We start from the raw sequence: 15,881 nt of genomic DNA, 5'->3' as shown, positions 1-15,881 counted from the left end.
TGTTATCTTAAATAGAGGTGAAAAATTAGTGAGGAACAAAGAAGCTACAATTAAAAAAATCTTACAGAGTGCAAATGATGAGTTTGCAGAGCATGGATTTGAACAGGCATCTGTACGAGTAATTGCTAAAAATGCAGGAGTTACACCGGGTGCAATATATAAGCACTTTAAGTCTAAAGAAGATATTTTTAAGGTACTTGTAAGTCCTATACTTAATCACTTATACAGAAGAAGTAAAGAATTGACAAATCAAGCGATTGAAGAAATTAAAGTAAATGGATTACAAGCTTTTGGAGAAAAATCTGATGATAGTAATAGGGAATTATTGGAATTTATTTACCAAAACGATCCTATAGTTAATCTTTTGTTTAACTGTTCTCAGGGTACGGAATTTGAATCAATTCGTCATGATTTAGTGAATCTTGAAGTGCAGGGTGCTAAGAAATTGATCGATGTTCTTAAAGAAAAAAAGATTGAAGTAAATGATTTGAATGATGATGAACTTCATGTTCTTTATACAATGGCATGTACACCTTTATTTGAGGTAATCACACATAGGTATTCATATAATGAAGCCTTGAATTTTATCGATATGATGGAGGCAGCAATGAATTTTGGTTGGAGGAGGATTATTAAATGAAAACATAATATAAAATTAAAAATAATAAATTTTGAAATCGGGTTAATCCCGATTTTCTGCGTTTTATGGAAAGTAAACAAAAATAAGAAAAATTTACCAGTAAAGATTATTTTGAATCAATCATATTGCAACTGGTAAATAAAAATAAAAATTTAAAAGGAGGTATTCAAATGAATGAAACAAAATTAAAAACAAAAGATTTAGTTAACATCGGCATTTTTTCAGTGATTTATATGGCATTATCCATGGCGGTAATGATTATTCCAATACTTTCACCGATACTTTGGTTATTATGGCCAGCAATGACAGGCATAATATGTAATTTTATTTACATGTTGTTGGTCTCTAAGGTGCCAAAACCAGGAACGGCTTTACTTTTGATAGCAATTACAGGGATTATATATTTTGCTATAGGAGAATGCACTTTTACAATTGTCATAACTTGCGTTATTGCAGGAGTTTTAGCAGAAATTACTAGAAAAATTTTGGGATATAAAAGTCAAAAAAGCGTAATAGTATCTTCAGGATTGATTTGCATTGGGTTGATTGGATCACCATTGCCTATGTGGTTGTTCCAAGAATCTTATATGAAATCTATTATTAAAATGGGAATGAGTCCAGAATATGTAAATAAATTACAAACTTTAATTTCAATTCCAACACTTATCGGGATGATCATTACTGCATTTATTGGAGGAGTCATTGGTGCATATATAGGTAAAGCAATGTTCAAAAAACGTTTTGAGAAGGCTGGAATTATGTAAATGGAGGGTATTGTAAGAGGCATTATAAAGCTAAATCCACTAACTGAAATCATTTTTTTGATTTCAGTTAGTATTATTAGCTTTGCAAATAATAGCTTAAAATTAGATGTTTTTATTCTTTTAATGGTTGCTATTATAGCGTTATTTATGGGACTTGTTAAAATATCTTTAAAGGCATTGTCTATGTTTGTATTATTACAGGGATTGAAATATTTTGTTTTGCCGATTCTACCAGATGTCATATCAGCACATTTTGGATTATTGGTGATTCATGCTCCTAAGTTAATACCGATTTTTTTAGTTGGTCAAATTCTTGTAAAAACTAATCCTATACGAAATATTATGTATGCCTTAAAAATGATGCATTTTCCAAAAAGCCTAATTATTTCTCTAGCAATAGGCATCAGATATTTTCCATCTTTAAGAGAAGAAAAAATATTAATCTCAGATGCAATAAAAATAAGAGGCGTGACTGGATTTAAAAAGATACAATTAGGACTAATATCTTTAATAGTTACAGCTTCTAATACCGCAGATGAATTAGCTCAGGCTATTACAGTAAGAGGGATAGAAAATCCTGCAAGAAAGACCTTTATGGATGATGCAGGATTTAACATTTGGGATCTAATAATTATTCTATTATGTATTCTGATGTTCTTTAATGTAAAGTTCAAGTTATTTTTATAAGAGGTACGAAACATGATTAATATAAATGAAGCTTCATATTCCTATAAGAGAAGCTTAGAAAACCAGTTAAAGAAAATTTCAATAAAGATTAATCAAGGAGAAGTTATCTTATTATGCGGAAAATCTGGTTCTGGGAAAACAACTATAACAAAATTAATCAATGGATTGATTCCTCATTTTTTAGAGGGAAATTTATTAGGAAATATTTTTATAAATGGGATAAACACAAAACAAATGAAGATATATGAAATTTCTGAAAAAGTGGGAACAATTTTTCAAAACCCCAAAACACAGTTTTTTAATTTAGATTCAGATAGTGAACTAACATTTGGATTAGAAAATTTAGGTGAAAACCCTGATAAAATAAAAAGACAAGTTTTTAAAGTGGTACGTGATTTGGGAATTGAAAGATTAAAAAACAGAAATGTTTTTATGATGTCAGGTGGAGAAAAGCAATTACTTGCTATTGCATCTATTTATGCTACCAATCCAGATGTATATGTGTTTGATGAACCTTCTGCAAATATTGATGAGTATGGCATTGAAAGAATAAGAGAGATGCTTATAAATCTTAAAACTCAGGGCAAGACAATTATTATTTCTGAACATAGACTCTATTATTTAATGGATTTAATTGATAGAGCTATTTATTTACAAGACGGAAAAATAAAATATGTTTTTTCAAATGTGGAATTTTCTTCAATTAGTGATGACTCACGAAAGAAACTAGGACTTAGAACTTTTGTAAGAAAGAAAAATGATGATTTTGCAAATCCTGTCACATTTTGTGAATCTGATGACTTTGTAGTTTCAAATTTAGAATATGAAAATAAGAAACAAAAAATTTTAGATAAGATAAATATTTCCGGAAACAAGGGAGATATTATTGCAATAACAGGTAAAAATGGTCAAGGAAAAACAACATTAATGAGAATTTTGTGTGGACTGTTGAAAGAAAACGAAGGAAAAATAAGTTATAAAGGAAGTCCCATAAAATATAAAAAACGAAGAAAACTTTGTTATATGGTTATGCAAGATGTAATTCATCAGTTTTTTTCGGAATCTGTAAGAGATGAATTTAGTTTATTTGATTCTAAAATAGATGAAAAGCAAATAGATAATATTCTAGAAAAATTAGATCTTAAAAAATTAGATAATCGTCATCCTATGTGCTTATCAGGAGGTCAAATGCAGAGACTTTCTGTAGCATTGGGGATGTTAATGAATAGAGAAATTATTATTTTGGACGAACCAACGAGTGGACTTGATTATACAAATATGCTCGAAATAAGTAAAGTCATTAAAGAATTTTCAAATAATAAAATTATATTTATTGTTACGCATGATAATGAATTGATTGATAGTACATGTAATAAATTATTGGAAATTTGCGATGGCAGAATAAAAAGATTTTATGAAAGAAGGTAAAAGATGGATATCTTAAAGGGACATAAAAGCAAGATTTTCGCAGCTGTATTCATTGCGATAATAGGAGTAGGATTTGGTGTAATACCTTATTTTTCTGTAGCAGCCATTATTAATAACTTGGTTGCAAAAAATGCAAATTTAAATAATTATTATCCATATATTTTTGCTGTATTTTTGGGATTTTTGGCAAGTATATTATTTCATGAAATATCTACTATTATTTCTCATAATCTTGCCTACAGGATTATTGAAGATAAAAGAAAGTTATTAGCTGACAAATTAAGTAAAATTTCTATGGGAGAAGTTGAAAGAAAAAGCAGCGGACAGTGGTCTCAATTTATGGTGGAAACACTTGATAAAATGGAAAAACCGATTGCTCATGTGATTCCAGAAGTTATTGCTAATATATTCATTCCTATAGTATTGATCATAACAATTTTTATAATGGACTGGAGAATAGGAATTGCAAATTTGCTTACAATTCCATTAGGATTATTGTTCTCAATGTTAATGATGCGAGGTTATGAAGAAAAATCTAAAAGATACCAAGAAGCAGCTAAAGCTATGAATACGACAATGGTTGAATATGTAAATGGTATTAAAGTTATAAAAGCATTTAATAAATCAGCATCATCATTTGGGAAATTTAGAAAGACTGTTGAAGAGAATAAGAACGCAATGCTTGATTGGTATTTGAGTGTTTGTTTTTCAATGACAGCAACTATGGAAACTATCCCGTCAACTATGGTATTCGTTTTACCAGCTTCATTGTATTTCTTTATGAAGGGTAGTGTTGAAGTAGGAACTCTTATCACGTGTATATTGCTATCATATGCTTCATATAAACCATTAATAAAAGCTATGAGTCATATGGAAACAATAGCAAATATAAAAGTTGTATTTGAAGAAATAAAAAAAATAATGGAAATTCCTAACTTAAAAAGAGGAGAAGAAGTAAGAGATATAAAATCTTATGATGTAGAGTTTAAAGATGTTACATTTGCATATGAAGAGTCAAAGAATGTATTAAATAATATTTCGTTTAAAGCAAATGAAAATGAGTTAACTGCAATCGTTGGAAATTCAGGTAGTGGAAAGTCTACTATTACAAAACTAATCGCAGGATTTTGGAATGTTTCTAATGGAGAAATTTTAATTGGAAAAACAAATTTGAACGAATTGCCTTTAAAACAGAATATGGAGCTTGTTAGCTATGTATCGCAAGAAAACTTTCTTTTTAATAAAACAATATTAGAAAATTTAAAGATGGCGAAAGAAGATGCGAGTATGGATGAAATTAAAGAAGCTTGTGAAAAAGCGAGTTGCTATAATTTTATAAAGGGCCTACCAAATGGATATGAAACTATTGTAGGGAAGGGAGGAGCAAATCTTTCTGGAGGAGAAAAGCAAAGAATTGCAATAGCTAGGTGTTTTTTAAAGAATAGTCCTATTGTACTACTTGATGAAGCAACAGCATATTCTGATCCTGACAATGAATCAGTTATTCAACAGTCTATTGATAAGTTAATTAAAGATAAAACAGTGATTATGGTAGCTCACAGGTTATCTACAATTGTAAATGCAAATAAAATAATTGTGGTGGATAATGGAGAAGTAATTGAAGAAGGCACTCATAAACAATTACTAGAGTTAAATGGGAGATACAAAAAAATGTGGGATGTATATACAGAATCTAAAGAAATCGAGGTGATATAAAGTGAGAGAATTGATAAAAACTTTATATGAGGTGTCAGGGTCATATTCAAATAAAATAACAAAAATGCTTATTTTTGATGTATTTAAGGGAGTATTTGAAGGAGTTTCTTTAGGTGCAATTCTATTATGTTTGACCAAAATTTGTGAAAATATATTTACGAACCAAAGCATTTTAATGAAAGATGTGTATATTGTTTTTATTATTGCAGCTATAAGTTTGGTGGGGAAAATTATATTTGGATATCTGGCTGATAAAAACAAATATATTGCTTCGTACAATTTAGGAGCAGAAAATAGATTATATATTGGTGATCGTTTAAAAAATGTAAACATGGGATATTTCAGCACAAATTCTTTAGGGAATATAGCAGGAGCATTGTCAACTGTTATAGGTGAACTTGAAACAATAGGAGTTTTTATTATTGAGCAAATGCTTGTAGGTACAATACAGACACTAATTATGGTTATTTTCATACTACCTTATGATTTTGCAACAGCTATAATTATATTGTTGACTTTGATTGTTGGAACCTTAGTAAACTTATTCACACAAAAAAGCACAGATCAACTAACAGAGAGATTGTTAGGACTTAAATTGGATTTAAGTGAAAAAATGCTTGAGTATGTAAATGGGATAGGAATAACTAAAGCATTTGGAAAAGATAAAAATACAGTCAAGGAACTAAACGAAAGTATTACAAAAAGTCGCAAAGGCTTCCTTGCTGTAGAAAAAATTTTAGTTCCAACACAGTTTTTATTCTTGTTAGTATTTAAACTTGGTATTTGTGTGATAATTTTTAGTTCTATAATAAGATATTTATCAGGGGATATTGAAGTTACTAAAGCTATTATATTAATTGTTATGAGTTTTGTTGTTTTTTCTGGATTTGAATTAGCAGGAAGTATGCAGAGTATTAAGGGTGTTGCTGTACGAAATCTTAATACTGTTATAAATTTAAGAAATTTGCCTGTAATTGAAGAAGGTGAAATGACAGAAGTAGATAAAGCAGAAATATCAATGAACAATATTTCATTTTCTTATGGAAAAGAAAATCTTTTCAATAATCTAAGTATGCTTGTTCCAGATGGAAAAACTACTGCTCTTGTTGGATTTTCAGGAAGTGGTAAAACAACACTTTGCAATTTAATGGCGAGGTTTTGGGATGTAAATTCTGGCGAAGTAAAAGTTGGAAATCTAAATATTAAACAGTACAAGTATGATGAATTGCTTTCAAATTTTAGCTTTGTTTTTCAAGACGTGTATCTTTTTGATGATACCATAAAAAACAATATTAAGTTTGGTAATCCAAATGCAACAGATGAAGAAATGATAGATATTGCCAAAAAAGCTCAGTGCCATGATTTTATTATGAAATTGCCACAAGCTTATGAAACTGTTTTGCAAGAAGGGGGTTCAAATCTATCGGGTGGTGAGCGTCAACGAATTTCTATTGCAAGAGCCATGTTAAAACCGAGTAGGTTTGTAGTTCTTGATGAGGCAACTTCAAGCGTAGATCCAGAAAATGAAAAAGAATTATTGATTGCTTTGAAAAACTTATTAAAAGGCAAAACCGTTATTGTAATTGCACACAAGCTTTCTACTGTAAAAAATGCAGATCAGATAGTTGTTTTAAAAGATGGTGTTATAAAACAAGTAGGAACACATAGTGAACTTGCATCTAAACATGGAATATATAAGGATTTTATTGAAATCAGAAAACAATCTGAAGAATGGGTAGTTTAGAAAGGTTTGATATATGAATATTAGATAGATGTAAGAAACGGGGGAGTAAGATGAAAAAGACTTTTCATATAGAAGAAAGAAATAACAAAAAATTCTTCTTGCCTTATAGTTTCTTATTATCTCAAGCAACTAAATATATCTAAAGAAAAGATAGATTCATTTCTTTTTCGGAGGACTATTTACACCAAAGTGTAGAAGTCCTCCTTTTTTATTCTCAAAAAGCAAAACAGAGAACTTAAAAAGGAGGATTACACAATGGACAAAAAAGAATATTTCCTTTATGTCAAAGGAAAAGCCGTACCTGTAAGTGAAGAAGTCTATAAAGCCTACTGGAAGATAACAGAGCATGAAAAATATCTCCAAAGAAAAGATTGGAAGCATAATGTTATACCATTTTCAGCACTGGATCATGATGGACACTTTGTAGATAACATCATAGATGAAAAAATAGACTTAGAAAAAATTGTAGAAGTAAAAATGCGAATTGAAGAACTTCATAAAGCATTAAATACTCTAACACAAGAAGAACGAGAGCTAATGGAAGCCATCTTCTACAAAGAAGAAAGCCTAAGGTCAATCAGCAGAAGAGAGAAAGTTACACATCAAGCAATCAGCGGGAGGAGGGATAGGATTTTAGAAAAACTGAAAAAAATTTTAGAAGATAAAATCTAAAAACTTGGAAAGGTTAAGTGTCAAAAAAAGGTGCTTAACCTTTCTTTATGGAAACAAGCAGATACCAAAACGGAGGAATTAAAAATGAAGAAAGAAAACACATTACAGGAAGTACAGGAACAAATTTTTGAACTTCAGGAAGAAAGAGAAAAGTGCGATGTAAAGCTGAAACAATTACAAAATCAAGGCAAGAAATTAGAAAAACTTGCAAATGAAAAAGAACGAAAAAGAAGAAATCACAGGCTTATACAAAGAGGCTTGATAGTAGAAAGAGTAATTAAAAATCCTCTAATATTTACCAATGAGGAGATAGAAAAGCTGTTAAACATCTCTACTCACACAGAAGAATACAGACAAGCCTATGAAGAAATGATAAATGGGAAAGATATGGAAGATAAAACAGACATCGAGTAGACAGAATAAAAAAACTTAGTTTTTTCAGAAGCTCCCTGCAAGGGCAAAAAGCTTCGCAGAACGCAAAGCACCCTTTAGGGTGTATAATTGCGCCCTTAGAAAATCTAAGGGATTTTAGCAAGTCTTTGAAAATCCAAAACTTAATAAAAATATACGGATAAAGCAGATAGGAAAAGATACAAAAAATAACCTGTCTGCTTTTTTCTTTACCTGAAAACAAACAATAAACGAAAGGAGCTTATGAAGATGGCAGAAACATTTCACTTTAATATTTCCATGATAAGCAGAGGAAAAAGTAAATCGGCAGTTGCAAGTGCAGCATATATCTCTTGTGAGAAAATCAAAAATGAATGGGACGGAGAAGTTCACGATTACCATAATAAAAAGGGACTTTTACATTCAGAAATTTTCTTGCCGGAGCATGTGCCAAAAGAATTTAAAGACAGAAGTTATTTATGGAACTCAGTAGAGTTAAATGAAAAAGCAAGCAATGCACAGCTTGCAAGAAACTTCATTATCGCCTTACCGAAAGAATTATCCTTTGAAGAAAACAAGAAACTCATTACCGACTTTATACAGGAAAATTTTGTATCAAAAGGAATGATAGCAGACCTTGCTATTCATGATGGAAATGATGAAGAAAATAACAATATCCATGCACATATTATGACTACCCTCAGACCAATCAATGAAAAAGGAGAGTGGCAGGCAAAAAGCAAAAAAGAATATGTACTTGATGAAAAGGGAGAAAAGATAAAACTAAAAAGCGGAAACTATAAAACAAGAAAAATAGAACTGACAGACTGGAACAATAAAGGCAACGCAGAGAAATGGAGAAAGAATTTTGCAAGCCTTTGTAATCAGTATTTAGAAAAAAATCATCAGGAAAAGAGAGTGGATCATCGCTCCTACAAAAGACAAGGGATAGAAGAAATCCCAACCATTCATTTAGGAGCAAGTGCCAGTGCCTTAGAGAAAAAAGGAATAGAAACCGACAAAGGAAACATCAACAGAGAAATCAAAAAGCATAATTCCTTAGTAAAAGCCATCAAGAACAAGATAAAAGAAATCACCTATTGGATAGACTCTTTACTTGGAAATCTGCAAGCAAAATACGATGAGTATAAACAGACTAAGAAAGATGAACTTGAGAATAAAGCGGAACTCTTTAACCTCTATGAATATATTTCTATCTACAACGAGATACAGGGAGAAAAATCAAAAAATTTATCCTACTACGGACAGATAAAAAAGGGGAATGCAGACCTAAAGAGATTTGTAAAAGCAATCTACTATTTGAAAGATAATAAACTTCAAACCATAGCAGACCTACAAGAAAAAGTCATTGAACTGGCAAAGCAAAGTAAAAAGATAAGTGGTGATATTCAGAGTAAAACACAAAGAATAAAAGACTTAAATCAATGTGTAAGCTGCATAGACTCTATCAAAGAAAACAAAGAGGTCTATCAGGAATACAAGAGCAAAACCATATTCAAAGACAGCTTTTACAATTCCCATAAAAAAGAAATAGACAGATACCTAAGAGCAAGAAAGACCATAGAAAAAATCACCGGGACATCAGCCATAAAGTCGAGTGATTGGCAAAAAGAAATATCAAGTCTTGAAAATGAGATACAAAGTTTAACGGAAGATAAAGCTAAAGTACAAGATGAATTTAAGCAGATAGACCATATCAAATATGCAGTAAAGATTGTCAATGATGAGTATGGAATAGATTTATCCATAGAGATAGACAAGGCAATTAAGAGGGGAGATAAACCAAGTGTAATTGCACAACTGAAAAAAATTTCAAGAGCAAGAGGAAAGAAAGGGTCAGTACAAACAAAAAGCAAAAGAAAAGGCTAAAGAAAATTATAAAAATAAAGGGGAGGAAAGATAAAAATGGCAGACAACAGAAGATACTATTGGTTAAAATTGAAAGAAGATTTTTTTACAGATAAGAGAATCAAAAGGCTAAGAAAAATATCAGGAGGAGATACCTATACAATCATTTATCTTAAATTGCTTTTACTTAGCTTAAAAGATAGTGGGAAGCTGTATTATGATGGAGTAGAAACAGACTTTATCAAAGAGCTTGCCTTAACGATTGATGAAACGGAAGATGATGTAATGGTTACAGTAAATTATCTTGTAGCACAAGGATTGATGGAGATAATTACAGAAAATGACGAGTATTTTTTAACAGAAATTCCAAGTCTTATAGGTTCAGAAACAGCTTCTACAAGGCGTTCAAGAAAATCGAGAGGACAAAAAGCGTTGCAATGCAACACTGGTGCAACACCTTGCAACCTTTTGCAACAAAACTGCAACGGAGATATAGAGATAGATAAAGAGATAGATATAGAGTTAGAAAAAGAGGGGGAGATAGAAAAAATATCCCCCAACCTTTATGGAGAATATAAAAATGTTTCCTTAACCGATGAAGAATATGGGAAGTTAAAGGATAAAATGCAAGGTCATAGGGAAGAAATGATAGAGAAGCTGTCAACCTATATGCAAAGCACGGGAAGAAACTATAAAGATCATTATGCGACCTTAGTTCATTGGTATGAGCAAGATAAAGGTAAATTAAAAGAAAGCCATAAATCAAAAGTATATACCTTTGAAGATTATGACAAGGGGGAACACTTGTAGACCTCGTATAAGACGGTGGAAAGGTGTTTTTAGAGCGTTAATGATAAAATAGGTATCAGACTATAGCTAAGTGTAAAATAGGGCTTAAAATTGCAGTATGGAAAAATATCGTATTTATGATAAAATGATAATGATATGGTAATAAACTCAGTTATAAGGAGAGGATATATAAATGCGAATTCAATTTACTGTAACCGATGAAGAACTTGAAATTTTAACTAAAAAAGCAATAGAGGGAGGTTTCCCAAGCGTTACTGAATATTGTAAGTGTAGCAGTTTACAAGAAAATACAAGCTATGCTGACCTATATACTACCTTATTAAACAAAATTAGCTCTTTACCGAAAGGCAAAGAATTTGTTTTGAGAGAGTTAATCGCAACACCGCCGGCATTGATTGGCAGATGGTTTTATGAAAATGTAAATAAGAGACTTGTAAAAAATGTGGAACACATCGGAAAAGCTGAAGGCGGAGTAGAAAAATATAAAAGAATTTAGATAATGTTGGAGGTGCATTTCATGGCAGAAGAAAATAAAGAGATAGTTATTGTAGATGATAAAACTATACAAGAAAAAATATATCTTATTCGTGGGCAAAAAGTAATGCTTGATGCAGATTTAGCTGAAATATATGGTTATGAAACAAAAAACTTTAATAGACAGGTGAAAAACAACGCAGAAAAATTTGAAGGTGAAGACTTCATGTTCCAATTAACGGACGAAGAAATGGTAGAACTTTCAAGGTGCAAAAATTTCACCTTGAACAGAGGGACTGGTAGAGGAAGTAATATTAAATACAATCCTTATGCCTTTACAGAACAAGGAATCTATATGCTTATGACTGTACTAAGGGGTGAACTTGCTGTTAAGCAAAGCAGAGCCTTAGTTAGAACATTTAAGCAAATGAAAGATTTTATAATCGAAAATCAAGATTTTATTAGCTCAAAAGAATTGGTACAAATAGCAGTACAGACAAATCAAAACACAAAGGATATAGCTGAAATAAAGTCGCAAATGGCTACAAAAGAAGATTTGAAAAAGGTTATGGATAATTTTATAGATCCGGACACATACAAGCATTTCCTTTTAATGAACGGAGATAAGATTGAAGCAGATGTTGCCTATACCAAAATATATAAGTCTGCAAAGAAAAGTATTTATGTGATAGACAACTATATAGGCTTGAAAACCTTAGAATTATTAAGGGCTGCAAAAGACAATGTTGAAATTATAGTCTTTAGCGACAATGTGAAAAACAAGGATATGCTGACAAAAAATATCCTAAACGATTTTAGAAAAGATTACCCTAATATCAATCTGAAGATGAAAATTGCAGGTAAAAAGTATCACGATAGATATATTGCCATTGACTATGGAACAGACAGTGAAGCCTTTTATCTTTGCGGAGCTTCATCAAAAGATGCAGGAAATAAAATATCAAGTATTACCAAGATAGAAGAATCCTCTAAGGATATGTATCATACAATGTTTGGTGGAATGTTAAACAATAAGAATTTGAAAATTTAATATGCAGATAACAGAATAGACAGTTATATGAGCTTTAAGCAAGGCGGTAGAAGTAAAAATCTATCGTCTTTTTTTATTGCAACAAACAGGAGGAAAAATATATGCACGAAAATAAAAATGAACAGAATACAGGAACAAAAACTATAAAGAAAATTGGTAAAGCAACCTATGAGGTTGTTGTTCACTTTAATGAAAATGCAACGGAAACAATGCAAGACAAATTAAAACGCATAATTCTTAGAGAAATGGAGAGAGAAAAACATCAAAAAGTCGATAAAAATGATTAGAAAGTCCTTGACAAGTTGTTACAGGAAAAACTGCCAAATCAATCCTTATATCCTGTGGAGCAAGGCTTGCTCCATTTGATATTCAGGAACTTAGGGACTTAATGAAAGAAGATGAACTGGAGCTTGATACACTTGGAGAAAAGAAAACAGCTTTATTCGTAATAATATCGGATACAGATGATACATTTAACTTTGTAGTATCAATAATGTACTCACAATTATTTAATCTATTATGTGATAAAGCAGATGATGAATATGGCGGAAGACTTCCTGTTCATGTGAGATGCCTACTTGATGAATTCGCAAATATCGGCTTAATTCCTAAATTTGAAAAGCTGATAGCAACTATTAGAAGTAGAGAAATATCAGCTTGTATAATATTACAAGCACAATCACAACTAAAAAGTATCTATAAAGATAATGCAGATACCATAGTTGGCAATTGTGATTCGACGTTATTTTTAGGAGGCAAAGAAAGAACAACATTAAAAGAATTATCTGAAAGCCTAGGCAAAGAAACCATAGACCTATATAACACATCAGAAACAAGATCAAATCAAAAGAGTTTTGGTTTAAACTATCAAAAAACTGGAAAAGAATTAATGAGTCAAGATGAAATAACTGTAATGGATGGTGGGAAATGTATCTACCAATTAAGAGGAGTTAGACCATTTCTTTCAGATAAATTTGACATAACCAAACATAAGAATTATAAGTTCCTTGAAGATTATGATAAGAGAAATATATTTGACATAGAGAAATACCTGCAGAGAAAAGATGAGGTTAAGTTAAAAGAGAGTATGGTAGTTGAAATATTAGATGAATAAATTTAAAATTAGAAGTAAGATAGATATTTAGGAAAGATTAAAAGAAATTACTTGACAAAAAATATTTTATAGCATATAATAATGTCAACAGTACCCGACACGCCTCTTAACAATGCGGACCAAGTCGGGTCATTTGATTTTAGGAGAAAAAATGAAAAAAATTCATCAAGAACCGATTAGTATAGAAAATCAAGTAAAAAACTTAATAGACTTAGGACTTTTAGTAGAAGATAAAACTTATGCTAAGAAAATTCTTGGAAGAATATCCTATTACAGGCTGATTAAAGCTTATAGTATCACATTAAAAAAAGATGGAAGATATATATCAGGAATAAGTTTTGAAGATATTGTAAGTTTATATAAATTTGATAGAGAACTTAGACAGCTTATATTTGAAACAATAGAGCATATTGAAGTTTCTTTAAGAGCAGTTATCACAAACTATTTTTCTTTAAGATATGGGAACTTTTCATATAAAGATATGAATAATTTTGAGAAACAAAAGGAACAAGAAAGGGTACTAGAAGAATTAGCAAGGGAAGTTAAAAGAAATAGACGCTCACCATTTATAAAAAACTTTAAAGACAATTATGAAGGTGGAGAAATTCCACTCTATGCAGTGATAGAAGTGGCAAGTTTTGGAACTTTATCTAAAATGTATAAGAATATGAAAAATGAAGATAAAAGTAAAATTGCAAAAGTCTTTCATACAGACTACCATTACTTTGAATCTTGGATAGAAAATTTTGCCTATATAAGAAATATATGTGCCCATTATGGCAGGCTATATGGAGCAAAGCTTACAAAATCACCAAAGCTATATAAAGAATATTTAAAAAATAATATTTCAAACAACACAATATTTGCCACATTAGTAAATCTTAGAATAGTTTCTGAAGAAGAAAATTACAAAAAATTTTATCATGATCTAACAGAACTAATAGCAAGATATGAAAATATTGAATTAAGACATGTTGGTTTTATAGAAAACTGGAAAGAATTACTAAAACCATAAAATTAAATAGAGAAATTTACACCGAAAAAAACATTTCGGTGTTTTTTTATGCCCAAAGGAGGAAGAATGAAATATATACGAGATGAGCCGAAAAAATAAGATACAGAGAAAAATGAAATATTAATCAATTAGAAGTAGAAGCGATAGAGAAAACTATCGCTTTTTTTATGGAATAAAGGAGATAGAACAAATGGAAAGAGAAATGCTAAATATTAATGGAAATCTAGTAGGAGAAATAAAAACAACTGCAATAGATACAAAGGAAGGAGAAAAAGAAGTAGCTAACTTCACAATAGTTAGAAAGAACAAAGAAGAAGGAAGGGTTAAAAAAGAATATATTTACTGTAATCTCTACGGAGAAAAGGCAAAAAGTGTGAAGGAATTTAAAAGTGGAGAATACATCCATATTTTTGGATATTTTAAGGAAACAAAAAAAGAAGACAAGACATTTAAAAATTTTATAGTAAAGCACATAAATAAAATTGAAAAAGAAGAAAAAGAGGAGGAAATATAAATGGAATTTTTTACACAAGCAGTAAATGTATTAAAAATATTAGTTACAGCAATTGGTGCAGGGCTTGGAGCATGGGGTGTTATCAACCTGATGGAAGGTTATGGGAATGACAACCCTGGTGCTAAATCTCAAGGTATTAAGCAATTTATGGCAAAATAAGGACGGAATAACACAACAAATTCTCTAAAACAAATCACTAAATCAATGTAAGATTGAATGAAATCAATATTTATGCTATAATTAAATAAATCTAATACAGAGAAAAAGAGGGATATTATGGCACTTAACTATAAACCATTATGGATACAGTTAGCAAAAAAAGGATTAAAGAAAACAGATGTAATAGCTATGGCAGGACTAACAACAAATGTTATGGCACAAATGGGTAAGGATAAACCAATTACATTTAAGAATTTAGAAAAAATATGTAATGCATTAGATTGCACTCCTAATGATATCATTAGTTTTGAAGATAATTTTAGTGACGAGGAATAGTAAATGACTTTAAGTACAGAAGACCAAGTTAGGGATTATGCAAAAGAAATATTAGGCTTTGATGAAATTGAAGAAAACATCAATCAAGGTACTGGACAAATAACCACTTTTAATCAATTAGGCTTTAAGGAATATTCAGATAAGCCAGATGGTTGGTATTTGCCTAAAAATATGAATGATGTAGCAATAATCCTTGAAACAAAATCAGAAGAAAGAGATATTAGCAAACAAATTTTTATTGATGAGCTAATAAAAAATATAGACATAATTTCAAGCAAATATAAAAAGACAATTGGGATTTTGTACAATGGCAAAGAAATCGCTATATATAAAAATAAGGAACTCATAAGAGTAGCTAATAAACTTCAACATATGCAATAATATATTGATTTGTTTAAAGAAAATTATATAGATAAAAACAAAATTTTCACTCTAACAAAAAGAATAAATGGTATGGATAAAATAAATGGTACAATTTAAAATCGAACATATAGGAAC

General features: G+C 30.4%; 17 protein-coding genes and 2 pseudogenes. All 19 read left to right on the top strand.

Annotated elements, in window-relative coordinates:
• Positions 1-28: 28 nt before the first annotated feature.
• The gene (locus VLK81_RS01020) at positions 29-640 is read left to right on the top strand and encodes a TetR/AcrR family transcriptional regulator (RefSeq protein WP_324618664.1); all 612 of its coding nucleotides are present in this window, start codon (positions 29-31) and stop codon (positions 638-640) included.
• A gap of 170 nt (positions 641-810) precedes the next feature.
• Positions 811-1,404 (top strand): MptD family putative ECF transporter S component, encoded by a 594-nt coding sequence (locus VLK81_RS01015; protein ID WP_001006067.1) that lies wholly within the window; start codon positions 811-813, stop codon positions 1,402-1,404.
• Positions 1,405-2,091, top strand: coding sequence for an energy-coupling factor transporter transmembrane component T family protein (locus tag VLK81_RS01010; protein ID WP_048950574.1), 687 nt, complete (start codon positions 1,405-1,407; stop codon positions 2,089-2,091). It begins immediately after the preceding gene.
• 12 nt (positions 2,092-2,103) lie between these two features.
• Positions 2,104-3,519, top strand: a complete 1,416-nt coding sequence (locus VLK81_RS01005; RefSeq protein ID WP_048950573.1) for an ABC transporter ATP-binding protein — start codon at positions 2,104-2,106, stop codon at positions 3,517-3,519.
• A gap of 3 nt (positions 3,520-3,522) precedes the next feature.
• Positions 3,523-5,235: an ABC transporter ATP-binding protein gene (locus VLK81_RS01000; RefSeq protein ID WP_048950572.1), complete on the top strand. Its 1,713-nt coding sequence runs from the start codon at positions 3,523-3,525 to the stop codon at positions 5,233-5,235.
• A gap of 1 nt (position 5,236) precedes the next feature.
• Positions 5,237-6,979 carry an ABC transporter ATP-binding protein gene (locus tag VLK81_RS00995; protein ID WP_324618663.1) on the top strand — a complete coding sequence of 581 codons (1,743 nt, stop codon included), beginning with the start codon at positions 5,237-5,239 and terminating at the stop codon, positions 6,977-6,979.
• 255 nt (positions 6,980-7,234) lie between these two features.
• Entirely contained in the window at positions 7,235-7,651 is a 417-nt protein-coding gene (locus VLK81_RS00990) for a sigma factor-like helix-turn-helix DNA-binding protein (RefSeq protein WP_324618662.1), read from the top strand.
• Between the two features lie 84 nt (positions 7,652-7,735).
• The gene (locus VLK81_RS00985; protein WP_019192822.1) at positions 7,736-8,065 is read left to right on the top strand and encodes a DUF3847 domain-containing protein; all 330 of its coding nucleotides are present in this window, start codon (positions 7,736-7,738) and stop codon (positions 8,063-8,065) included.
• 246 nt (positions 8,066-8,311) lie between these two features.
• Positions 8,312-9,965: pseudogene (gene mobQ, locus VLK81_RS00980) on the top strand (MobQ family relaxase).
• Positions 9,966-9,967: 2 nt separating this feature from the next.
• A complete protein-coding gene (locus VLK81_RS00975) occupies positions 9,968-10,720 on the top strand; it encodes a phage replisome organizer N-terminal domain-containing protein (protein ID WP_048949719.1) in 753 nt (250 codons plus the stop codon).
• Between the two features lie 172 nt (positions 10,721-10,892).
• Positions 10,893-11,216 (top strand): hypothetical protein, encoded by a 324-nt coding sequence (locus VLK81_RS00970; RefSeq protein ID WP_001222545.1) that lies wholly within the window; start codon positions 10,893-10,895, stop codon positions 11,214-11,216.
• 21 nt (positions 11,217-11,237) lie between these two features.
• Complete coding sequence (locus VLK81_RS00965; RefSeq protein ID WP_324618661.1) at positions 11,238-12,245, top strand: ORF6N domain-containing protein; 1,008 nt, start codon at positions 11,238-11,240, stop codon at positions 12,243-12,245.
• 101 nt (positions 12,246-12,346) lie between these two features.
• Complete coding sequence (locus tag VLK81_RS00960; RefSeq protein WP_156702901.1) at positions 12,347-12,532, top strand: transposon-encoded TnpW family protein; 186 nt, start codon at positions 12,347-12,349, stop codon at positions 12,530-12,532.
• A gap of 11 nt (positions 12,533-12,543) precedes the next feature.
• A pseudogene (locus tag VLK81_RS00955) lies at positions 12,544-13,359 on the top strand (VirD4-like conjugal transfer protein, CD1115 family); the annotation flags it as partial.
• Positions 13,360-13,510: 151 nt separating this feature from the next.
• Positions 13,511-14,374: an Abi family protein gene (locus VLK81_RS00950; RefSeq protein WP_142959435.1), complete on the top strand. Its 864-nt coding sequence runs from the start codon at positions 13,511-13,513 to the stop codon at positions 14,372-14,374.
• A 190-nt stretch (positions 14,375-14,564) separates the two neighbouring features.
• On the top strand, positions 14,565-14,888 hold the full coding sequence (locus VLK81_RS00945; protein WP_324618660.1) for a single-stranded DNA-binding protein: 324 nt from the start codon (positions 14,565-14,567) through the stop codon (positions 14,886-14,888).
• Positions 14,889-15,047: a Maff2 family mobile element protein gene (locus VLK81_RS00940; RefSeq protein WP_102722993.1), complete on the top strand. Its 159-nt coding sequence runs from the start codon at positions 14,889-14,891 to the stop codon at positions 15,045-15,047.
• Between the two features lie 117 nt (positions 15,048-15,164).
• Complete coding sequence (locus VLK81_RS00935; protein ID WP_019133880.1) at positions 15,165-15,383, top strand: helix-turn-helix domain-containing protein; 219 nt, start codon at positions 15,165-15,167, stop codon at positions 15,381-15,383.
• A 3-nt stretch (positions 15,384-15,386) separates the two neighbouring features.
• Positions 15,387-15,764, top strand: a complete 378-nt coding sequence (locus tag VLK81_RS00930; RefSeq protein WP_020999723.1) for a hypothetical protein — start codon at positions 15,387-15,389, stop codon at positions 15,762-15,764.
• Positions 15,765-15,881: the final 117 nt, after the last annotated feature.

This window comes from Citroniella saccharovorans (assembly GCF_035481615.1).
In the GTDB taxonomy this organism is placed as follows: domain Bacteria; phylum Bacillota; class Clostridia; order Tissierellales; family Peptoniphilaceae; genus Citroniella; species Citroniella saccharovorans.
This window is presented reverse-complemented; position numbering and strand designations above follow the sequence as displayed.